The organism is Streptomyces sp. NPDC013187 (genome assembly GCF_042899705.1).
Lineage (GTDB): Bacteria > Actinomycetota > Actinomycetes > Streptomycetales > Streptomycetaceae > Streptomyces > Streptomyces hawaiiensis_A.
This window is the reverse complement of sequence record NZ_JBIBAF010000016.1, coordinates 134317-155604: the sequence shown is the minus strand read 5'-3', so window position 1 is coordinate 155604 and position 21288 is coordinate 134317. Positions and strand designations below refer to the sequence as shown.

The 21288-nt window shown below is 71.3% G+C and carries 22 protein-coding genes and 1 pseudogene; 16 read left to right on the top strand and 7 right to left on the bottom strand.

Translation table 11 applies throughout. The features are described 5' to 3' along the window. Positions 1–56 precede the first annotated feature (56 nt). On the bottom strand, positions 57–1274 hold the full coding sequence (locus ACFY5B_RS30940; protein ID WP_389975698.1) for a MerR family transcriptional regulator: 1218 nt from the start codon (positions 1272–1274) through the stop codon (positions 57–59). Between the two features lie 161 nt (positions 1275–1435). Between ACFY5B_RS30940 and ACFY5B_RS30935 the strand changes: the two genes are divergently transcribed. The 6 genes from ACFY5B_RS30935 (at position 1436) to ACFY5B_RS30910 (ending at position 4750) form a co-directional block, all read left to right on the top strand. Beyond that, positions 1436–2041 (top strand): sigma-70 family RNA polymerase sigma factor, encoded by a 606-nt coding sequence (locus tag ACFY5B_RS30935; protein ID WP_389975695.1) that lies wholly within the window; start codon positions 1436–1438, stop codon positions 2039–2041. 97 nt (positions 2042–2138) lie between these two features. Then, complete coding sequence (locus ACFY5B_RS30930) at positions 2139–2966, top strand: DUF4397 domain-containing protein (RefSeq protein ID WP_389975692.1); 828 nt, start codon at positions 2139–2141, stop codon at positions 2964–2966. Next, the gene (locus ACFY5B_RS30925; RefSeq protein WP_389975689.1) at positions 2959–3672 is read left to right on the top strand and encodes a class F sortase; all 714 of its coding nucleotides are present in this window, start codon (positions 2959–2961) and stop codon (positions 3670–3672) included. The genes ACFY5B_RS30930 and ACFY5B_RS30925 overlap by 8 nt, the downstream gene beginning before the upstream one ends. After that, positions 3660–4043, top strand: a complete 384-nt coding sequence (locus ACFY5B_RS30920; protein ID WP_389975686.1) for a hypothetical protein — start codon at positions 3660–3662, stop codon at positions 4041–4043. Before ACFY5B_RS30925 ends, ACFY5B_RS30920 begins: the two co-directional genes overlap by 13 nt. Before the next feature lie 181 nt (positions 4044–4224). Continuing rightward, the gene (locus tag ACFY5B_RS30915) at positions 4225–4494 is read left to right on the top strand and encodes a type II toxin-antitoxin system Phd/YefM family antitoxin (protein WP_069977861.1); all 270 of its coding nucleotides are present in this window, start codon (positions 4225–4227) and stop codon (positions 4492–4494) included. After that, a complete protein-coding gene (locus tag ACFY5B_RS30910; RefSeq protein ID WP_389975682.1) occupies positions 4487–4750 on the top strand; it encodes a type II toxin-antitoxin system RelE/ParE family toxin in 264 nt (87 codons plus the stop codon). Before ACFY5B_RS30915 ends, ACFY5B_RS30910 begins: the two co-directional genes overlap by 8 nt. Before the next feature lie 229 nt (positions 4751–4979). Here the strand turns inward: ACFY5B_RS30910 and ychF are convergent, their stop codons facing one another. Beyond that, positions 4980–6068 carry a redox-regulated ATPase YchF gene (ychF, locus tag ACFY5B_RS30905; protein ID WP_389975679.1) on the bottom strand — a complete coding sequence of 363 codons (1089 nt, stop codon included), beginning with the start codon at positions 6066–6068 and terminating at the stop codon, positions 4980–4982. A 197-nt stretch (positions 6069–6265) separates the two neighbouring features. Between ychF and ACFY5B_RS30900 the strand changes: the two genes are divergently transcribed. Beyond that, complete coding sequence (locus tag ACFY5B_RS30900; RefSeq protein WP_389975676.1) at positions 6266–6859, top strand: DUF6542 domain-containing protein; 594 nt, start codon at positions 6266–6268, stop codon at positions 6857–6859. Between the two features lie 159 nt (positions 6860–7018). Here ACFY5B_RS30900 and ppgK read toward each other — a convergent pair whose 3' ends face one another. Continuing rightward, positions 7019–7765, bottom strand: a complete 747-nt coding sequence (ppgK, locus tag ACFY5B_RS30895) for a polyphosphate--glucose phosphotransferase (RefSeq protein WP_344458571.1) — start codon at positions 7763–7765, stop codon at positions 7019–7021. A 91-nt stretch (positions 7766–7856) separates the two neighbouring features. After that, positions 7857–8882 (bottom strand): 4-hydroxy-3-methylbut-2-enyl diphosphate reductase, encoded by a 1026-nt coding sequence (locus tag ACFY5B_RS30890; protein ID WP_352095700.1) that lies wholly within the window; start codon positions 8880–8882, stop codon positions 7857–7859. 176 nt (positions 8883–9058) lie between these two features. Between ACFY5B_RS30890 and ACFY5B_RS30885 the strand changes: the two are divergent. The 4 genes and pseudogenes from ACFY5B_RS30885 to ACFY5B_RS30870 all read left to right on the top strand — a co-directional run. Beyond that, positions 9059–9318: pseudogene (locus ACFY5B_RS30885) on the top strand (amino acid permease); the annotation flags it as partial. Positions 9319–9373: 55 nt separating this feature from the next. Beyond that, the gene (xseA, locus tag ACFY5B_RS30880) at positions 9374–10582 is read left to right on the top strand and encodes an exodeoxyribonuclease VII large subunit (protein ID WP_389975672.1); all 1209 of its coding nucleotides are present in this window, start codon (positions 9374–9376) and stop codon (positions 10580–10582) included. 9 nt (positions 10583–10591) lie between these two features. Next, on the top strand, positions 10592–10837 hold the full coding sequence (locus tag ACFY5B_RS30875) for an exodeoxyribonuclease VII small subunit (protein WP_389975670.1): 246 nt from the start codon (positions 10592–10594) through the stop codon (positions 10835–10837). A gap of 147 nt (positions 10838–10984) precedes the next feature. After that, the gene (locus ACFY5B_RS30870) at positions 10985–11575 is read left to right on the top strand and encodes a malonic semialdehyde reductase (RefSeq protein ID WP_389975667.1); all 591 of its coding nucleotides are present in this window, start codon (positions 10985–10987) and stop codon (positions 11573–11575) included. Positions 11576–11642: 67 nt separating this feature from the next. On the opposite strand, the gene ACFY5B_RS30865 is transcribed toward ACFY5B_RS30870, so the two are convergent. Continuing rightward, positions 11643–12167: a DUF4245 domain-containing protein gene (locus tag ACFY5B_RS30865; RefSeq protein ID WP_389975664.1), complete on the bottom strand. Its 525-nt coding sequence runs from the start codon at positions 12165–12167 to the stop codon at positions 11643–11645. Positions 12168–12294: 127 nt separating this feature from the next. Here ACFY5B_RS30865 and glpX point away from each other — a divergent pair, with 127 nt between their 5' ends. After that, entirely contained in the window at positions 12295–13329 is a 1035-nt protein-coding gene (gene glpX, locus ACFY5B_RS30860) for a class II fructose-bisphosphatase (protein WP_344458566.1), read from the top strand. A 169-nt stretch (positions 13330–13498) separates the two neighbouring features. Here glpX and ACFY5B_RS30855 read toward each other — a convergent pair whose 3' ends face one another. Then, positions 13499–13876, bottom strand: a complete 378-nt coding sequence (locus ACFY5B_RS30855) for a WhiB family transcriptional regulator (protein WP_389975661.1) — start codon at positions 13874–13876, stop codon at positions 13499–13501. Positions 13877–13989: 113 nt separating this feature from the next. Further along, entirely contained in the window at positions 13990–14700 is a 711-nt protein-coding gene (locus ACFY5B_RS30850; RefSeq protein ID WP_389975659.1) for a DUF1707 domain-containing protein, read from the bottom strand. A 164-nt stretch (positions 14701–14864) separates the two neighbouring features. On the opposite strand from ACFY5B_RS30850, the gene ACFY5B_RS30845 reads away from it, so the two are divergent. The 4 genes from ACFY5B_RS30845 (at position 14865) to ACFY5B_RS30830 (ending at position 21283) form a co-directional block, all read left to right on the top strand. After that, on the top strand, positions 14865–16559 hold the full coding sequence (locus ACFY5B_RS30845; protein ID WP_389975657.1) for a fumarate hydratase: 1695 nt from the start codon (positions 14865–14867) through the stop codon (positions 16557–16559). Positions 16560–16636: 77 nt separating this feature from the next. Continuing rightward, the gene (locus ACFY5B_RS30840; protein WP_389975655.1) at positions 16637–18040 is read left to right on the top strand and encodes a class II fumarate hydratase; all 1404 of its coding nucleotides are present in this window, start codon (positions 16637–16639) and stop codon (positions 18038–18040) included. Positions 18041–18123: 83 nt separating this feature from the next. Beyond that, positions 18124–18816 carry a DUF402 domain-containing protein gene (locus ACFY5B_RS30835; protein ID WP_389975653.1) on the top strand — a complete coding sequence of 231 codons (693 nt, stop codon included), beginning with the start codon at positions 18124–18126 and terminating at the stop codon, positions 18814–18816. Positions 18817–19138: 322 nt separating this feature from the next. Continuing rightward, positions 19139–21283, top strand: coding sequence for a SpoIIE family protein phosphatase (locus ACFY5B_RS30830; protein WP_389975651.1), 2145 nt, complete (start codon positions 19139–19141; stop codon positions 21281–21283). Positions 21284–21288: the final 5 nt, after the last annotated feature.

Genomic DNA, 21288 nt, shown 5'->3' with positions numbered 1-21288 from the left:
ATGCACGATGAATGCAGGTAGGTGCCGTGAATGCAGGTGGATGCAGTCGCCCGGAGTCACCGCGACACGACCGACTCCAGAACGGCGACGGCCTCGGCCAGCCCCGCCGGACGCGGCAGTCCGGCGACGGTCCGGCCGGTCCAGCCGGGCCCTATCGTCAGGACGACGGGCTTGCGGCGGGCCCCGCGCACCCCCCACTCCATCGCGGCCACGTGCTGGGCCAGCGGTCGGCTGGCGGTCGTCCGGGACTGCGCCCACAGCCCCACCGCCGCGGGCCCCGTTCTGCGGACGGCGGTGACGAGAGACTCCACGGGCAGGGCACCGCCGAACATCCGCACCGGAACACCGCGTTCGGCCAGTGCGGCCGCCAGCACCTCCAGGGGCAGCGTGTGGTTCTCCCCCGGCACACAGGCCAGCACGACGGTCGCCCCCGGGCGGTCGGGGGCCGCGGGCGGCGCGCCCCGCCGCAGCGCGCCGGAGACGTGCCACGACAGGAAGTGCTCGACCTCGACGTACTTCTCGCCCGAGCTCTCCCACTTGCGGCCGACCGCCTGGAGGGTCGGCATGATCACCTCGGTCCAGGCGGCGACCAGCCCGTGCTCGGCGATCGCGGACTGGAGCAGGTCGTCCAGAGCGGGGGCGTCGAGGCGCAGTGCGGCACGGGCGATGCCCTTGCATTCCTGACGCACGTCACCGAGGCGCAGCCCGCTGCCCGCGCGGCTGCGGGCGGGGGTGGGGGTGGGGGTGGGGGTCAGGGTGGGGGTGCGATCCGACGGTCGCGGTGGTGTGCCGACGGGCGGCCGACCCGGGTCCGCCGGGCCCGGTGACGCCCCGGCGTCCCGTCGGGCCGGGGTGGGGGTCGCTTCCGGGGGCGCCGGGGCAGCCGGCCCGGCCGGGGGTGCCTGTTGCGTCGTTTCGCCGAGCACCGCGCGGGCCGCCTCGGCGGGCGGTATCCCGGTCGCGGTCAGGGCGCACATCCGCTCCAGCCGGGCCACGTCCGCCGGGGTCCACCGCCGGTGCCGGCCACCGGTGTGCGCGTCGGGCCCGAGACCGTAGCGGCGGTCCCACGTGCGGACCGTGGTGGGCGCCACCCCCAGCCGCCTGGCCACCTCGCCGGTGGTCAGGCCACCCCCGAGCCCACCCCTCAGCGGCCCACCACCGAGCGGCCCACCTCCCGGCGGTCCCCCACCGAGCGGTCCCCCACCGAGCGGCCCGCCACCGAGGTGTCCGCCCTCGCGTCCGCGGCGTTCGCTGTCCCGTTCGTGTGCACCCATACCTCCGACTGTACGACGCATAAACGACGCATGTTGAGCCGCGTCGTTTGTGCACCGAACACTGGCCTGGAGCGCATGGGCGCGGCTCTCACAGCGCGACCGGTGCGGTTCGGCAGACGGCCTTCCGTCCCCGCACGACGCACTGCAGGAGGAACCAGGCCATGATCACGAACACGCGACTCACCGCCCCCGCCGCACCCGCGGAGGAAACGCGGTACGAGGAGGAGCTGGCCCGTGGCCTCGTCGCCGCCGACGAGGAGGCCTTCGCCGCGATCTACCGGCGCTGGGGCGCGCTCGTCCACACCATGGCCACCCGACTGCTCGGTGACACGCACGAGGCGGAGGACGTGACCCAGCAGGTCTTCCTCGGCGCCTGGCACGGCCGGGCGGGCTTCCGCCCCGAACGGGGTCCGCTCGGCGCCTGGCTGGTCGGCATCACGCGCCGCAAGATCGTCGACGCGCTGGCGGCCCGGACGCGACGGCTTACGCTCATCGACTCGGCCGGCCGCGACGCGGACACCACCGGCTCCGACGAGGCGGCACCGGACCGCGTCCTGGACCGGGTGCTGCTGGTCGACGCCCTGGCTCGGCTGCCGCGCCATCAGCGGGAGGTGCTGTGCATGGCCTTCTACGAGGACCTGACCCAGGCGCAGATCGCGGAGCGGACCGGGATGCCTCTGGGAACAGTCAAGAGCCACGCCCGTCGCGGCCTGCACCGGCTGCGCACGGTGATCGAGCAGCCCTCGGCCGCCGACACGGACCTGTAGCGGTGCCGCCGTACGCGCATCCACTGCGCCCCCCACACCTGAAAACAGGACCGAGACTCCGCACCGTACGGAGACTCCGTTCGAAGGGATGATTCCCATGACCTCCCACACCCGCCTCGCCATCGCCGCCTCGGCCGGAGCCTGCGCCCTGGCCCTCGGCGTTTCCGCTCCCGCCCTGGCCGAACAGCAGGAGCAGGCCATGGTGTCCGTCTTCCACGGCATCCCCGGCATGACCGTGGACGTGTACGCCAACGGCGACGAACTGATCGGCGACTTCAAGCCCGGCACGGTGACGGACCCCAAGTCCCTCGACGCCGGCACCTACGACATCCAGATCTTCGAAGCGGGCAAGGGTCCCGGCGGAACTCCGGCCCTGGAGAAGAAGATCGAGGTGCCCGAGGGCGCGAACGCCACGGTCGCCGCCCACCTCTCCGCCGACGGCACACCGGAGTTGACGGCCTTCACCGACGACGTCTCCCAGGTGGACGCCGGCAAGGCCCGTCTGACGGTCCGCCATGTCGCGGCTGCCCCGGCCGTCGACGTCCGGGCCGGCGGACAGCCCGTCTTCAGCAACCTGACCAACCCGAAGGAGGACACCGCCGAGGTCGACGCGGGCACCCTCAACACCGATGTGGTGCTCGCCGGTACGGACACGGTGGCCATCGGCCCGGCCGACCTGAAGCTCGCCGAAGGCACCAGCAACGTCGTCTACGCCTGGGGCAGTGCCGACGACAAGAACCTGGCCCTGGCGACCCAGACGTTCAGCGGCATGGCGTCGTCGCCGCGCGGCGTTCCCGCGGGTGGCGGCGGTGCCGCCGTCGCACCGAACTCCTCCGACCTGAACCCGGCCTGGGCCGCCGGGGCCGGAGCGGTCGCGGTGGCGGGCGTGCTGGTGGCCCGCCGGGTCGCCCGCCGACGTGGCTGACGGTACGCGACGGCTGACGGGACCGATGCTGGCGGCTGCCGCTCTGGCAGCCGTCCTCGGTCTTCCGGCCCGGCCGTCGCAACCGGCCGCGCCGCCCCCCGACTTCACGACCGCACCCTCCGGACGCACGGCCGACTCGACGACCGCACCCTCCGGACGCACGGCCGACTCGACGACCGCACCCTCCGGGCGGACGGCCGGCTCGACGACGAAGGCGGCACCGAGCACGGCACCGGCTCCGCCGCCCCGCCGCGTCCTGCTGCCCCGCACGGGTCTCGATGCCCGGGTCACTCCGGTGGGCGTGACGGACCGCGGCGAGATGGCGGTCCCCGACGAGCCGTCCGTGGCGGGCTGGTACCGCTACGGCCCGGCGCCGGGCAGCGCTTCGGGTTCGGCGGTGCTCGTCGGACACGTGGACGGCGACACCGGAGCCATCGGCGAATTCGCCGCGCTGTACGACGTACGGCGCGGGGACGGGGTGGAGGTGCGGCGGACCGGGGCGGAACCGGTGCGGTACCGCGTCGTCTCACGCGTCACCGTCCCCAAGGACGAGTTGCCGTCCTCGGCGTTCCGCCGATCCGGCGCCCCGGCCCTCACGCTCATCACCTGCGCGCCCCCGTTCGTCCCCGAGCGGGGTGGCTACCTGTCCAACCTCGTCGTCACGGCGGAGCCCGTGCAGCCCGGGAGGGCGCAGTGGCCCACGTAGAGCCCGCTCACCTGGTGGAACTGGCGCTGCGCAACGCCGGCCCGACCGACGCGGACGCCGAGGCCCTGCGCCACATCGAGCAGTGCGACCGCTGCGGTGACGACCTCCGCGCCCTGACCCGCCTGGTGACCGCGGCGCGCACCGCGCACCTGGTGGACCTGCCGACAGCACCCCCGGAACGCGTCTGGCGGCGGATCAGCGGAGACCTTTCCCCCGAGACGGACGCTCCCGGGCCACCGCCACGCACTCCGGCCCCCAGGAAGCGAGCGCTCCTCGCCCTGCTCGCCCTCGCGGCCGCCGCCGGCGCAGCCGCCGCCCACCGGTGCCTGCACGAGCGGTCGAAGTACGTGCGGGGCGGGATCATCCGCTAGCGCGAGACGGGGTCGTCCGGGACCGGGAACCACGCAGGGAGCCCGACTCAAACGGTCCGGCCCCCGTGTGACCTGTAGGCGTGCAGGTAGTCGAGAGAAGTCACCCAGCACATCCAGCGGGACACAACCAGCTCTACCTGAGCGATTGTGTACACATGGAACACTCGGTACGCTTGAGCGCATGACGCAGCCGCTCCCCATAGAGTCCATCCGCGACGTACGTGCACACCTGGCCGAGGTCGTGGAGCGCGCCGATCGAGATGACGTGCCCACCGTGATCACCCGACGGGGCAAGCAGGTTGCCGCCGTCGTCTCCATCGAGGTGCTGCGCAAGTATCAGGAGTGGGAAGAACGCGAGATCAACCGGATCATCGACGAACGCATGGCCAACCCGGCACCCGGCATCCCGATCGAGCACATCATGAGGGAGACGCTGGCGCGCGGTGAGTGAATACCGAGCCGTCTTCCGGCCAGAGGCACAGGCCGAGCTCCGGAAGGTCCCTCGTGACATGGCCCTACGCATCCTGGCCAAACTGACCGAGCTGGAGAGCAACCCCTTCGGCTTCAACACCACCGCGCTCGTGTCACAGCCAGAACGCCGTCGACTGCGGGTCGGCGGCTACCGGGTCGTCTACACGATCGACAACGGAGAGCTCGTGGTGTGGGTCGTCCACGTCGGGCATCGCTCCACCGTTTACGACACCTGATGCCGACTAATCCAGCGTCTGAACATCCAGCACAGGGTCCAGCTGGGGCGTGCCTGCAATCGATCAGGTCGTCACAGCGGTTCCATCGGCAGGGCCCAGCAAGGGTGACTGAACGTCAGAGCGTCCAGCACCGATCCACGGGATGGACAAAGGGGCCGACCCTCGGAGGAGCCGACCCCACCTGACCTGTATGCCTGCCAGGTCAGCGACGTGGTGGTATTTCATCCGCTCACACGTTGAAGCGGAACTCCACCACATCCCCGTCCTGCATCACATACTCCTTGCCCTCCATGCGCGCCTTCCCCTTCGCACGGGCCTCAGCCACCGACCCCGTCTCCACCAGGTCGTCGAAGGAGATGACCTCCGCCTTGATGAAGCCCTTCTGGAAGTCGGTGTGGATCACGCCCGCGGCCTCGGGAGCCGTGGCGCCCTTCTTGATCGTCCAGGCTCGGGATTCCTTGGGGCCGGCGGTCAGGTACGTCTGGAGCCCAAGGGTGCGGAAGCCGACGTGGGCGAGGGTCGCCAGGCCCGGCTCCTCCTGGCCGACGGACTGGAGGAGTTCCAGCGCCTCGTCCTCGTCGAGCTCGGCGAGGTCCGCCTCCAGCTTGGCGTTGAGGAAGATCGCCTCGGCCGGGGCGACCAGCGCCCGCTGCTCGTTCTTGAAGTCCTCGTCGGTCAGCTCGTCCTCGTCGACGTTGAAGACGTAGAGGAACGGCTTGGTGGTCAGCAGGTGCAGGTCGTGCAGGAGCTCGGCGCGCTCGCTGCCCTGGACGAGACCGTGCGCGAAGAGCGTGTCGCCCTTCTCCAGGATCTCCTTCGCCTCCTCGACGGCCTTGACCTTCGGCGCGACGTCCTTCTTGATGCGCGACTCCTTCTGGAGGCGCGGCAGGACCTTCTCGATGGTCTGCAGGTCCGCGAGGATCAACTCGGTGTTGATCGTCTCGATGTCGTCCTTGGGCGAGACCTTGCCGTCCACGTGCACGACGTTCTCGTCCTTGAAGGCACGGATGACCTGGCAGATCGCGTCGGACTCGCGGATGTTCGCGAGGAACTTGTTGCCGAGGCCCTCGCCCTCGGACGCGCCGCGCACGATGCCGGCGATGTCGACGAAGTCGACCGTGGCCGGGAGCACTCGCTGCGAGGAGAAGATCTCGGCCAGCTTGGTGAGGCGCGGGTCGGGGACGCCGACCACCCCGACGTTCGGCTCGATGGTGGCGAACGGGTAGTTGGCCGCCAGCACGTCGTTCTTGGTCAGGGCGTTGAACAGGGTCGACTTGCCGACATTCGGCAGACCGACGATTCCGATCGTGAGCGACACGTTGCGACTTCCCGTGAGTGGAGGGCCAGGGGGCCGGTTTCCCGTGAGTGCAGGGCCAGGGGGCCAGGGGACCGGCCGATCCACCAGTCTACGGCGTGTCCGGAACCGACCCGGCGACGTATCGAACGCTTGGCCAAGCTCGGCCGACGGTGTGTCTGAAGGGCCATTCGGCATATTGAACGACCTAAGTTGGTGCGGTGGAGCAATACAGGACGCGATCTCCCCGGTACGGACCGCGACGGGACCGGCCCAGGCCGCCCCGGCAACCCCTGCCGTCTCAGGCGGGACGGGGGGCGGGAGGTGAGCCCGTGCGCGCGGCACGGCCGCCCGGCCGGCAGCACCGCCCGGCGCCGGTACGACGGCCCGCGCCCGCACCGGCGCCCGCCGCGGGAGGCCTGCCGAACCCCCGGCTGACCGGGCTGGGCAGCGGGCTGTTCTGCACGGTGGTGATGTTCCTGCTCGGCGTGCTCTGCTCGGCGCTGTTCGGGGCGTCCCTGACGGCGTACGGCGTGCTGTTCCTGCCGGTGTGCGCGCTGACCGCCCTCTGGGTGCGCCCGGGGGACCTGATGACCGCGCCGGTCGTGGTGCCGATCGCGTTCGCTGTCGGGCTGCTGCCGGGGGCCGACGGTGAGGGAGGGACGGGCGGCACGCTGATGGGTCTGGTGACGGCGCTCGCCACACAGGCCGGCTGGCTGTACGGAGGGACGCTGACCGCCGGGCTCATCGTGATCGTCCGGCGGATCCGCCTGGTGCACCGACGGCGGACGGCAGGATCCCGTCCGCCGATCTGACACCACCGGCCCGGAACAGCCCTCACGCCGACCGCGCCGGTCTCACGCCACCCGGCCCGGAACAGCCCTCACTCCGACCGCCGATCCGACACCACCCGGCCCGGATCAGCCCTCGCGCCGTCCGCGCCGGTCTCATGCCACCCGCGGCCCGAAGCCGCCTCAGTGTCCGGTCGCCCGCATCGCCGCGCCCACGATGCCCGCGTTGTTCTGCAGCTGCGCCGGGACGATCTCCGCCTTGATGCCCTCGATGTGGGGCAGGAACTTGTGGGACTTGCGGCTGACCCCGCCGCCGATGATGAACAGCTCCGGCGAGAACAGCATCTCGACGTGGGCGAGGTACTTGCGCACGCGGTGCACAGCCCAGTGCTCCCACGTCATGTCGTGGTCCTCGCGGGCCTTGCTGGAGGCCCGCTTCTCCGCGTCGTGCCCGTCGAGCTCCAGGTGGCCGAGCTCGGTGTTGGGCACGAGGACGCCGTCGACGAAGACCGCGCTGCCGATGCCGGTGCCGAGGGTCAGCAGGATCACCGTGCCCCGGCGGTCGCGGCCGGCACCGAAGTGCATCTCGGCGACGCCCGCCGCGTCCGCGTCGTTGACCACCGTCACCGGCAGCCCGCCCAGCCGCTCGCCGAGCAGCGCGCGGGCGTCGGTGTCGATCCAGCTGTCGTCGACGTTCGCCGCCGTGCGGATCGTGGCTCCGTCGGTGACCACGCCCGGGAAGGTCACTCCGACCGGGCCCGTCCAGCCGAAGTGGTCGACGACCTGCTTGACGCCGTCGGCCACCGAGTCGGGCGTGGCCGGGTGGGGGGTGAGGACCTTGTGCCGCTCCTGCGCCAGGTCGCCCTTGTCCAGGTCCACCGGCGCGCCCTTGATCCCGGATCCGCCGATGTCCACTCCGAAGATCTGCATGGCCCTACGTTACGACGAACGACTGACAGTCACAGACCGGACAGCGTGTGCTGCCCGGCCTGTCCCCGATCACTCCCCGATCACTCCCCGATCACTCCCCGGAATTTTCACCGGTCCCGGCGCCACCCCGCTCGGCGGCCAGGGCGGCGGCCTCCTCGCGCAGGTCGCGGCGCAGTTCCTTGGGCAGGGAGAACGTGATGGACTCCTCGGCAGCCTTGACGATCTCGACGTCTTCGAAGCCGCGGCGGGAGAGGAACTCCAGGACCTGCTCGACGAGGATCTCCGGGACGGAGGCGCCCGACGTGACACCGACCGTGCTCACGCCCTCCAGCCAGGCCTCGTCGATCTCGTCGGCGAAGTCCACGAGGTAGGCCTCGCGGGCACCCGCGATCTTGGCGACCTCGACGAGCCGCTTGGAGTTGGAGGAGTTGCGCGAGCCGACCACGATGACCAGGTCGGACTCGGCGCCCATCTGCTTCACGGCCAGCTGGCGGTTCTGCGTGGCGTAGCAGATGTCGTCGCTCGGCGGGGAGATGAGCTGCGGGAACTTGTCCTTCAGGGCGTCGACGGTCTCCATGGTCTCGTCGACGGACAGCGTCGTCTGGGAGAGCCAGACGACCTTGGACGGGTCACGGACCTCGACCTTCGCCACATCGCCCGGCCCGTCGACGAGCTGGATGTGGTCGGGGGCCTCACCGGAGGTGCCGATGACCTCCTCGTGGCCCTCGTGGCCGATCAGGAGGATGTCGTAGTCCTCGTTCGCGAAGCGGACGGCTTCCTTGTGGACCTTGGTGACCAGCGGGCAGGTGGCGTCGATGGTGGCGAGCTTGCCGCGCTCGGCCTCCTCGTGGACGACGGGGGCCACGCCGTGCGCGGAGAACATGACGATGTTCCCCGGGGGCACTTCCTCCGTCTGCTCGACGAAGATCGCGCCCTTCTTCTCCAGGGTCTGCACGACGTACTTGTTGTGGACGATCTCGTGCCGGACGTACACCGGAGCGCCGTACTGCTCCAGGGCTTTCTCGACGGCGATCACGGCGCGGTCCACACCCGCGCAGTAGCCACGGGGGGCGGCGAGCAGGACACGGCGGCCAGGCGAAGCAGACATGCGTCCCATCGTAAGGCCGCGTTCGCCGGGTCGGAGATCGCGTGTGCGCACCGGCCCCGGGAAGACTGACATGGCGCGACACGAGTCGCGCTGGTCTACCTGGTCACCACGATCGCGATGGCGTTCACCGCGTTCAGCTACGCCCAGATGGTGCGGGTGGTGGTCCCCCAGGCGGGCTCGGCGCGCGCGACCGGCGGCTGCCCCGGGTGCTGTCCCGGACGAGCGACGGGGTGCCGCGGGTGGCGTTGCTGTGCGCGGCCGTCGTGACGCTGGTGGCGGCCGTGTGGGCGGCCCGCCGGGACGACGGCATGGACCAGCTGGTGTCGGTGGTCGACATCGGAGCGCTGACCGCCTTCACTCTGCTGCACGCGAGCGTGGTGGGCTGTTTCGCGGTGAGACGCCGGGGTGGTGGCGGCATGTGCTGGCGCCCGCGGCGGGAAGCGCCGGTTCCGCAGGGCGGCTGAGCCGGGTTGTCGGCGGTGCCCACTACCCTCGCGGGCATGGCTGTGAACACGACTCCGGAAGCCCCGCTGCCCGTCGGCGAGGTCTCGCGGCTCATCGGGGGCTGGATCGACCGGCTCGGGGCGGTGTGGGTCGAGGGGCAGATCACGCAGTTGTCGCGGCGGCCGGGCGCCGGTGTGGTGTTCCTGACACTGCGGGACCCCTCGTACGACATCTCCGTCAGCGTCACCTGCTACCGGCAGGTGTTCGACGCCGTCGCGGACGTGGTGAGCGAGGGCGCCCGGGTCGTCGTCCTCGCGAAGCCCGAGTGGTACGCCCCACGGGGGCAGTTGTCGCTGCGGGCCGCCGAGATACGGCCCGTCGGGGTCGGTGAACTGCTGGCGCGGCTGGAGCAGCTGAAGAAGGCCCTCGCGCGGGAGGGGCTGTTCTCGCCGGAGCGCAAGAAGCCGCTGCCGTTCCTGCCGCAGATGATCGGCCTGGTCTGCGGACGGGCCTCGGCCGCCGAGCGCGACGTCCTGGAGAACGCCCGGCACCGCTGGCCCGCCGTCCGCTTCGAGGTGCGCAACGTCGCCGTGCAGGGTGTGCACGCCGTGCCGCAGGTCGTGCAGGCCGTGAAGGAGCTCGACGCGATCGACGACGTGGACGTGATCATCGTCGCCCGGGGCGGCGGCAGCGTGGAGGACCTGCTGCCGTTCTCCGACGAGCAGCTGATCCGCACGGTCGCGCAGTGCCGTACGCCGGTGGTGTCCGCCATCGGGCACGAACCGGACAACCCGCTGCTGGACCAGGTCGCCGACCTGCGGGCCTCCACGCCGACCGACGCCGCCAAGAAGGTCGTGCCGGACGTCGGCGAGGAGTACGAGCGGGTGCGGCTGCTGCGGGACCGGGCGCGGCGGTGTGTGGCGGCGCTGGTGGAGCGCGAGGAGCGCGGGCTGGCGCACGCGCTGGCGCGGCCGTCGATAGAGGATCCGCACCGGATGATCGATGTGCGGGCCGACCAGGTGGCGGACCTGCTCGACCGGGGCCGGCGGTGTCTGCGGCACCAGCTCGACCGGGCGGACTCGGAGCTGGCGCACACGCACGCGCGCGTGGTGGCCCTCTCCCCCGCCGCGACCCTGAAGCGCGGGTACGCCGTGCTGCAGAAGGCGGACGGGCACGCCGTCCGCGACCCGGGTGAGGTGGCGCCCGGTGAGGCCCTGCGCGCGCGGGTCTCCGAGGGTGAGTTCTCCGTACGAGTGGACACATAGGGTGAGTGGATGACCAGCGAGGTTGAGCAGACACCGGGCGCCGGCGAGGCGCTCGGGTACGAGCAGGCGCGGGACGAACTGATCGAGGTCGTCCGTCGCCTGGAGGCGGGCGGTACGACGCTGGAGGAGTCCCTCGCGCTCTGGGAGCGGGGTGAGGAGCTGGCCAAGGTGTGCCGGCGCTGGCTGGACGGGGCCCGGGCGCGGCTGGACGCGGCGCTGGCGGAGCAGGCCGTGGAGGACGAGGGCGCGGAGTAACCGGGACCGTTCGTTCGGGGTGACGCACCCCACCCCCTCGTTCGGGGTGACACACGACACCCCCATATTAGTTGAACGTTGAACTTCACTGGCGTACGGTCGAAGACGTCAGCCGATCTTCCGGACCAGACACGAGAAAGTGGATCCATGTCCCTCGTTCTTGACCCCGCCGCCCAGGACCTGCTGTTCCGCGAGGCCCGGTCCGCCAACACCTTCACCGACGAGCCGGTGACCGACGAGCAGGTGCAGGCGATCTACGACCTGGTCAAGTACGGTCCGACCGCCTTCAACCAGACCCCGCTGCGCATCACCCTGGTCCGCTCCCCCGAGGCCCGCGAGCGCCTGGTGGCGCACATGGCCGAGGGCAACCGGGCCAAGACGGCGAGCGCCCCGCTGGTGGCGATCCTCTCCGCGGACAACGAGTTCCACGAGGAGCTGCCGCACCTCTTCCCGGCCGCCCCGCAGATCAAGGACATCTTCTTCACCGAGCGCCCGGTCCGCGAGAACGCCGCCGCGCTGAACGCCGCCCTCCAGGCCGCGTACTTCATCGTCGGTGTCCGCGCCGCCGGTCTCGCCGCCGGCCCGATGACCGGCTTCGACTTCGAGGGTGTCCGCAAGGAGTTCCTCGACGACGACCACACTCCGCTGATGGTCGTCAACATCGGCCGCCCCGGCCCGGACGCCTGGTACCCGCGCTCCCCGCGCCTGGAGTTCGACCAGGTCGTCACGACGGTCTGAGCCGCCCCCGCGGACGCACATGAGGAAGGCCCCCGGCACCAGCGCCGGGGGCCTTCCTCATGTGCGTTCACTTCGTCTGCAGCGCCTCGGCCATCTTCGTCAGCTGCGCGAACGACGCGGTGCCCGTCACGACCGTCGTCGAGCCCTTGGTGCCCTCCAGGACCAGCGCGTCGTAGCGGCCGCCCTCGTAACGGGTCCAGGTCTCACCGGCGATCTTCTCGGTCTTCCCGGTCTCGTGAGCGCCCTGCGTCGCCTCGTCCAGGAAGACGGGGCGCCGCTGAGTGGACTGCTCGACCGCCACGTACTCCCCCTCGGGATCGTGGAAGCCGAGGTGCCAGGCGTCGAACTCGTCGCCCCGGAAGCGGACGGAGGTGGCCTTCCATGCGTCGGGCAGCCCCTCGGGCGCGGCCACGGGGTAGGAGGCGGCGCGGCGTGCCGTGAGCAGCTCGACCCGGTAGTCGACGGCCTTGACGTCGGGCGCGCTGTCGTCGTGCGGGATGAAGAGGTACACGAAGCCCGCCACCAGGATGATGATCCCCATCGAGAGAATCATGTCCCGCGCCGTCTTCTGCTTGCCGTTCTCGCCTGCCACGCCCCCTATCGTCGCAGGTCCCTGCCGCGCTCATCCGTGGGGGCCCCTGCTCATTTTGCGGGCTCGGGGATAGAGTCGGGCGACAACACCCTCATCCGGCCGTCGCCGTACAGAAAGGTGCGCTCCGATGACCGAGCATCATCATTTGCCGTCCGAACTCGATGTGCCCTCCGAGGCCCCCGACCGCAACCTCGCCCTGGAGCTCGTCCGGGTCACCGAGGCGGCGGCGATGGCCGCGGGCCGTTGGGTCGGGCGGGGTGACAAGAACGGCGCCGACGGTGCCGCGGTGCGTGCCATGCGGACCCTCGTCTCCACCGTCTCGATGAACGGCGTCGTCGTCATCGGCGAGGGCGAGAAGGACGAAGCCCCGATGCTGTTCAACGGGGAGCGCGTGGGCGACGGGACCGGGCCCGAGTGCGACATCGCCGTCGACCCGATCGACGGCACCACGCTGACCGCGAAGGGCATGACGAACGCGATCGCGGTGCTGGCCGCCGCCGAGCGCGGGTCCATGTTCGACCCGTCCGCGGTCTTCTACATGGACAAGCTCGTCACCGGGCCCGAGGCGGCCGACTTCGTCGACATCAACGCCCCGGTGTCGGTGAACATCCGCCGGGTCGCCAAGGCGAAGCGGTCCGCGCCGGAGGACGTGACGGTGGTGATCCTGGACCGCCCGCGGCACGAGGGCATCATCAAGGAGATCAGGGACACCGGGGCGCGCATCAAGCTGATCTCCGACGGCGACGTGGCCGGCTCGATCCTGGCGCTGCGGGAGGGCACCGGGGTCGATCTGCTGCTCGGCATCGGCGGTACGCCCGAGGGCATCATCTCGGCCTGCGCGGTGAAGTGCCTGGGTGGCACGATCCAGGGCAAGCTGTGGCCCAAGGACGACGAGGAGCGGCAGCGGGCGATCGACGCGGGGCACGACCTCGACCGCGTGCTCACGACCGAGGACCTCGTCACCGGCGAGAACGTGTTCTTCGTGGCGACCGGCATCACGGACGGCGAGCTGCTGCGCGGGGTGCGCTACCGGGCGGAGAACGCGACGACCGACTCGATCGTGATGCGGTCGCGGTCGGGCACGGTCCGCCGGATCTCCTCCGAGCACCGGCTGAGCAAGCTGCGGGCCTACAGCGCGATCGACTTCGACAAGGGGAAGTAGCGCGCCGAAGAGGTGGGGACTGCGGATCGCCGGCGAGTGCGGGTCCGCCGTGGTTGACCGCGCCCGCGCGGCGGAGCCGCAAGTCGATACAGCCCCGCGCCCCTTGAGGCCGTCGAACGGAAAGGGCGTCCCCGGTGCGGTGGGGACGCCCTTTCGTGCTGCTCGGCCGTCAGCCGGCCGCGGCTATCCGGTCCGCCGGGCGGGCCGTCTTCTTCAGCTCCATCTCGCGGCGGCGCCGCCGGGCCAGCACCACGCGGCGTTCCGCGGCGGTGAGGCCGCCCCAGACGCCGTAAGGCTCGGGCTGGAGCAGGGCGTGTTCGCGGCACTCGACCATCACGGGACAGCGGGCGCAGACCCGCTTCGCCGCTTCCTCCCGGGACAGCCTCGCGGCGGTCGGTTCCTTGGAGGGGGCGAAGAACAGGCCCGCCTCGTCGCGGCGGCACACCGCCTCGGTGTGCCACGGGGCGTCCTGGTCCCTGTCTCGCGCTGGCAGCCGCGGGGCCGGAACGGCAGCGACCTGCAGGGACGAATGCGGCGGTTGCAGCACGGTCTACTCCTGACGACGGCTTCGCGAGCGAGAGACGATGCAGCAAGGCCTACCCGCTGTACGCGCGCCTATGCACTGAGTTCCGAACCGCCGGTTTCGGGGATTCGCGGCTGTCAATGCCCCAGGTGTTTGCGCAAACCCCCGTCGGCCTTGCGCCGCACCCGGTCCAGGATGTCCGCGACGGTCTTGCCCCGCTTCGGCCGCGCCTCGACGCTGCCCAGGACGGCCCAGCCGTCGACGTAGACGATGGGGGCCTCCGGTTCGTCCGAGTCGAGCGTGGCCACCTCGAAGCTGCCGAGGACGCCGCCGCCCATGCCGCGCAGCGAGACGTTCTCCGGGACGCGGATGTCGACGCTGCCGAAGATCGCGAAGGACTTGACGACGACCTGCTGGTGGTCGAAAAGAGCCTCGCTGAGGTCTATCTCGACGCTGCCGAAGATCGCGTACGCGTGGATACGGCGGCCCGTGCGCCGGCGGCCCTTGCGGACGGCGCCGCTGAACACCGCGACCACGTTGTCGTCCGGGTCGATCGGAATGGCGCCGGCGGTGGGACGCCAGGGGGCCGGGGCGTGGGCCGGGCCCTGACGGTGCGCCGCGGGCAGGTCCCGTACGAAGACCTCCAGCTCGCCGACGGTCTTGGCGCGCAGCACCCCCTCGACGCGCTCGGCGTGCTCGTCCGCGGTGAGGCGGCCCTCGGCCAGGGCGTCGTGCAGGAGGTCGGCCATGCGGTCGCGCTCGGCGTCGGAGGCGCGGAGCTCGGAGGCGGCGGGCGCGCCCTGCTGCCGGAGATCCGGCTTCTGGAGGTCCTGCTTCTGAAGGTCCACGGCAGCAGCGTACCCACACACGATAGATCGCGACACCCCCGCTCGACGGGCGAGTGACGAACTGAGCCTTACCTCACAGGCTCGCTGTCAGCGGCAGGTTCTACGCTGGTGGGCGCTCGCCAACGGAGGCGGGCCCCCGTCCGTCGAGTGAGGAATGGGCTGAGATGCCGCGTAATTCCCCCCCACCCAACCCTGCGTTCGCGTACACCGATCTGCTCCCCCAGGGAGAGGACACCACGCCCTACCGGCTGGTGACCTCCGAGGGTGTCTCCACGGTCGAGGGGCCGGACGGGCGGACCTTCCTGCAGGTGGAGCCGGAGGCGCTGCGCAAGCTCGCCGAGGAGGCCATCCACGACATCCAGCACTACCTGCGTCCGGCCCACCTCGCGCAGCTGCGCCGCATCATCGACGACCCCGAGGCGTCGGGCAACGACAAGTTCGTGGCGCTGGACCTGCTGAAGAACGCGAACATCGCGGCGGCCGGTGTGCTGCCCATGTGCCAGGACACGGGCACGGCGATCGTCATGGGCAAGCGCGGCCAGAACGTGCTGACGCAGGGCCGCGACGAGGAGGCCCTGAGCCGCGGCATCTACGACGCGTACCAGAACCTGAACCTGCGCTACTCCCAGATGGCTCCGCTCACCATGTGGGAGGAGAAGAACACCGGCTCCAACCTCCCCGCGCAGATCGAGCTGTACGCGGCCGACGGCGGCGCCTACAAGTTCCTCTTCATGGCCAAGGGCGGCGGCTCGGCCAACAAGTCGTTCCTGTACCAGGAGACGAAGGCCGTCCTGAACGAGTCCTCCATGATGAAGTTCCTGGAGGAGAAGATCCGTTCGCTGGGCACGGCTGCCTGTCCGCCGTACCACCTGGCGATCGTGGTCGGCGGTACGTCCGCCGAGTACGCGCTGAAGACCGCCAAGTACGCCTCCGCGCACTACCTGGACGAGATCCCCGCCGAGGGCTCCGAGCTCGGGCACGGCTTCCGGGACAAGGAGCTGGAGCAAAAGGTCTTCGAGCTGACGCAGAAGATCGGCATCGGCGCGCAGTTCGGCGGCAAGTACTTCTGCCACGACGTGCGCGTGGTGCGCCTGCCGCGGCACGGCGCGTCCTGCCCGGTGGCCATCGCGGTGTCCTGCTCCGCGGACCGCCAGGCCGTCGCGAAGATCACGGCCGAGGGCGTCTTCCTGGAGCAGCTGGAGACGGACCCGGCGCGGTTCCTGCCGGAGACGACCGACGAGCAGCTCGACGAGAGCGGCGACGTCGTGAAGATCGACCTGAACCAGCCGATGGAGACGATCCTCGCGGAGCTCACCAAGTACCCGGTGAAGACCCGGCTGTCCCTGACCGGCCCGCTGGTCGTGGCGCGTGACATCGCGCACGCCAAGATCAAGGAGCGGCTGGACGCGGGCGAGGAGATGCCGCAGTACCTGAAGGACCACCCGGTGTACTACGCCGGTCCGGCCAAGACGCCCGAGGGCTACGCCTCGGGCTCCTTCGGCCCGACGACGGCCGGCCGGATGGACTCCTACGTGGAGCAGTTCCAGGCGGCGGGCGGCTCCAAGGTGATGCTCGCCAAGGGCAACCGCAGCAAGCAGGTCACCGACGCGTGCGACGCCCACGGCGGCTTCTACCTGGGCTCCATCGGCGGCCCGGCCGCCCGCCTCGCCCAGGACTGCATCAAGAAGGTCGAGGTCGTCGAGTACGAGGAGCTCGGCATGGAGGCCGTCTGGAAGATCGAGGTCGAGGACTTCCCGGCCTTCATCGTGGTCGACGACAAGGGCAACGACTTCTTCCAGGACCCGGCGCCGGCGCCGACGTTCACGTCCATTCCGGTACGCGGCCCCGGACTCGCCTGACAAGGCCGGTGATGATTCGCCTTCACGGGGAACAGTGGTCGCGGCGCTGACGCTGTGACACGTGGAGGTGATCGTCGATGACCGACGAGCAGGACAGGACCGAGTACCGCACCGAGCACGACTCCATGGGCGAGGTGCGGGTGCCCGCGCACGCCAAGTGGCGTGCCCAGACCCAGCGGGCCGTGGAGAACTTCCCGGTCTCAGGGCAGCGCATCGAGCGTGCGCACATCGAGGCGCTGGCCCGGATCAAGGGCGCGGCTGCCAAGGTCAACGCCGAGCTGGGGGTCCTGGACAAGGACATCGCGCAGGCGATCCAGGAGGCGGCCGGGGAGGTCGCCGAGGGCAGGTGGGACGAGCACTTCCCGGTCGACGTGTTCCAGACCGGGTCCGGGACCTCGTCCAACATGAACACCAACGAGGTCATCGCCACCCTCGCGAGCGAGCGGCTGGGCAGCGCCGTACATCCGAACGACCACGTCAACGCCTCCCAGTCGTCCAACGACGTCTTCCCCTCCTCGATCCACATCGCCGCCACGGCGGCCGTGACGCGCGACCTCGTCCCGGCCCTGGAACATCTCGCCGCCTCCCTGGAGCGCAAGGCGGAGGAGTTCGCCGACGTCGTGAAGTCGGGGCGTACGCACCTGATGGACGCCACGCCCGTGACGCTGGGCCAGGAGTTCGGCGGGTACGCGGCCCAGGTGCGGTACGGCATCGAGCGTCTTGAGGCCTCCCTCCCCCGGCTGGCCGAACTGCCCCTCGGCGGTACGGCCGTCGGCACCGGCATCAACACCCCGCCCGGCTTCTCCGCCGCCGTCATCGAGGAGGTCGCCCGCACGACCGGGCTGCCCCTCACCGAGGCCCGGAACCACTTCGAGGCGCAGGGCGCCCGGGACGGCGTCGTCGAGACCAGCGGGCAGCTGCGGACCATCGCGGTCGGGCTGACGAAGATCGCCAACGACCTGCGCTGGATGTCCTCCGGGCCGCGCACCGGTCTCGCGGAGATCGCCCTGCCCGATCTCCAGCCCGGCTCCTCGATCATGCCGGGCAAGGTGAATCCGGTCATTCCCGAGGCCGTGCTGATGGTGGCCGCCCAGGTCGTGGGCAACGACGCGACCGTCGCGACGGCCGGCGCCGCGGGGAACTTCGAGCTCAACGTGATGCTGCCCGTCATCGCCAAGAACGTGCTGGAGTCGATCCGGCTGCTCGCCAACGCGACGCGGCTGCTCGCCGACCGCACCGTCGACGGCATCACCGCCGACCGCGAGCGGGCGCGGGAGTACGCCGAGTCCTCCCCCTCCGTCGTGACCCCGTTGAACAAGTACATCGGGTACGAGGAGGCAGCGAAGGTCGCCAAGAAGGCGCTGGCCGAGCGGAAGACGATCCGTCAGGTCGTGCTGGACGGCGGGTACGTGGAGCGTGGGGACCTGACCGCGGAGCAGCTCGACGAGGCGCTCGATGTCCTGCGGATGACGCACCCGTGACAAAGGGGCTCGTTCGTGTGCCCGGCGCGTGAACCGTGACACGCGCCGCAGCGTCGTATGCCTACGGCACCTAATATCTGGTCATGGCAGACGGTGATGCGATGAGACGCGTGGAAACGGGTGGTGCGGCAGGCTTCTGGGCGCCCGGGAGCCGGATCCTGTGGCGGTACCGGGAGAACGGCGGCACGCAGGTGCACATCGCGCGTCCCGTCACCGTCGTCCGGGACGACGCGGACCTGCTCGCCGTGTGGCTGGCGCCCGGCACCGAGTGTGTGAAGCCCGTGCTCGCCGACGGCACGCCCGTACACGTGGAGCCGCTGGAGTCGCGCTACACCAAGCCGCGGACCGTGCAGCGCGACCGGTGGTTCGGCACGGGCGTGCTGAAGCTGGCCCGGCCCGGCGAGCCCTGGTCGGTGTGGCTGTTCTGGGAGCCGGGCTGGCAGTTCAAGAACTGGTACGTGAACCTGGAGGAGCCCTTGGCCCGATGGGCCGCCGGTGTCGACTCCGTCGACCACTTCCTGGACATCTCCGTCCATCCCGACCGCAGTTGGCACTGGCGGGACGAGGACGAGTTCGCCCAGGCCCGCCGGGACGGGCTGATGGACGACCAACTGGCGGAAAAGGTACAGGCGGCGGGACGGGAAGCGGTGGAGGTGATCCGCGCCTGGGGGCCGCCGTTCTCGGAAGGCTGGCAGCACTGGCGCCCGGATCCCTCCTGGGCTGTACCGTCACTCCCGGAGGACTGGGATCGTACGCCCGCGCAACTGTCCTCATGAGACCCTTGATGCGCCCCCGGGCAAGAAACGTAGGATCGTCCTCCGCAAGGGCGCGCGGCGGCAACTACCGGAACACGCGCTGGGCTTGACCGATCGTCACCGAGGGGCGGCAGGACGTGAGCGAGGGGTACGAGGGCAACACCGGCAGGGCCTGCGCCACAGGCCCCAGGGGCCGTCGGAAGGCCCCCGGGGACCGCAGACGGTCCGCCGGTGGCACAGGAACAACCTCTGACCACGCGGGAATTCCGTTCCTGGGGCACGTAATCCGGGTATCGGAGTTTCGGCGGGACCAACTGCGCGCGCGGCGCGCAGCCCCGGACGGATGGATTCGACGCGCGTGACGGAGCAGCCGACCTCGTTCGAACGCCCCCAGGCGGGCGTCGACCCCGCGGACCCCCGCGGGGCTTTCGTGCATACCCCGGCACCGGCGCGTGCGCCCGGCGCCGGCACCTTACCGGTACAGGGCCGCCCCGGCGGCGACGTCAGCGTTCCGGTCACGACGGCACACAGCACGCCGGGCACGTCGGAGCCGGGCACCTCCACGCCGTTCGGCAAGGGCAAGGACACCGTGAGCGACCCCGCCTCCGAGCACTCCCAGCCGGGTGCCGAGCAGACCACCGAGCGCGAGACGCCTCGGCCGCGCCCCGCCCCCGAGGGCATTCCGGTCCAGCCGGCCGACGAACAGGACCGGCCGCCGGTGAACAACGACGGGCAGGAGCGCCGCAGCGGCCAGAGTCTGCCGCCCGGCCGCCCCACGCCGATGCGGCGGGACGGCGACCGGCTCAGGTTCGTGGGGGCCGCCACCCGGCGGATCGCCCGCGGCATCGACCTCGACGAGATCGTCATGGGGCTGTGCCGCGCCACCGTGCCCACCTTCTCCGACGCGATCCTGGTCTATCTGCGCGATCCGCTGCCCGTCGGCGACGAACGGCCCACCGGCCCGCTGGTGCTGCGGCTGCGCCGCACCGACCGGATACCGGCGGAGCGCGACACGGAGAACGGCTTCCTGCCGGCCGCGCAGCCCGAGCCGAACGAACTGGACACGGTCGGCGCCGAACTGTGCGAGGTGCGGCCCGGCAGTGCGCTCGCCGAGGTGCTGCGGGGGGTGCGCCCGGTGTTCACCGACGCCCCCGCGGCCCGCGCCGCGCTGCCGGAACTGCTCGGGGAGGAGGGCGAGTTCGCCGTGCCGGACGGGCAGCGCGCGATCCTCGCCCCGCTGCGCGGACGGCGCCGGGTGATCGGCGCCGCCCTGTTCCTGCGCCGTCCCGAGCGCATCGCGTTCGACCCGGACGACCTCCTGGTCGCCGCCCAGCTCGCCACGCACAGCGCCCTCGGCATCGACAAGGCCGTGCTGTACGGCCGCGAGGCCTACATCGCGGACGAGTTGCAGCGCACCATGCTGCCCGAGACGCTGCCCCGCCCGACGGGCGTGCGGCTGGCCTCCCGTTACCTGCCGGCGGCGGAGACGGCCCGGGTGGGCGGCGACTGGTACGACGCGATCCCGCTGCCCGGCAGCCGGGTCGCCCTGGTCGTCGGTGACGTCATGGGCCACTCCATGACCTCGGCCGCCATCATGGGCCAGCTGCGCACCACGGCCCAGACCCTCGCCGGCCTCGACCTGCCGCCGCAGGAGGTCCTGCACCACCTCGACGAACAGGCCCAGCGCCTCGGCGTGGACCGCATGGCGACGTGCCTCTACGCCGTGTACGACCCGGTATCGCACCGCATCACCATCGCCAACGCCGGTCATCCGCCGCCCGTCCTGCTGCACCTGGGCGGCCGCGCCGAGGTGCTGCGCGTGCCCGCCGGCGCCCCGATCGGCGTCGGCGGCGTGGACTTCGAGGCGGTGGAGCTGGACGCGCCCGCCGGCGGGACGCTGCTGCTCTACACCGACGGCCTGGTCGAGTCCCGGCTGCGTGACGTGTGGACCGGCATCGAGCAGCTTCGGGAGAAGCTCGCCGCGGTGGCGCAGCTCACCGGGCCGGACCACCCGCCGCCCTTGGAGGCGCTGTGCGACGAGGTGCTCGACATGCTCGGTCCGGGCGACCGGGACGACGACATCGCGCTGCTCGCCGCCCGCTTCGACGGGATCGCGCCCAGCGACGTGGCGTACTGGTTCCTGGAGCCGGAGGACGCGGCTCCCGGCCGGGCCCGCCGGCTGGCCCGGCGCGCGTTGCAGCGCTGGGGGCTGGAGGAGCTCAGCGACTCCGTCGAGCTGCTCGTCAGCGAGGTCGTGACGAACGCCGTGCGTTACGCCTCGCGGCCGGTGACGCTGCGGCTGCTGCGCACGGACGTGCTGCGCTGCGAGGTCGGTGACGACGTGCCGCAACTGCCGCGGCTGCGCCAGGCACGCGCCACCGACGAGGGCGGGCGCGGGCTGTACCTGGTGAACCGGCTGGCCCGGCGCTGGGGCGCGACCCGGCTCAGCACGGGCAAGGTGGTCTGGTTCGAGCTGAACCGCGGCTGAACGGC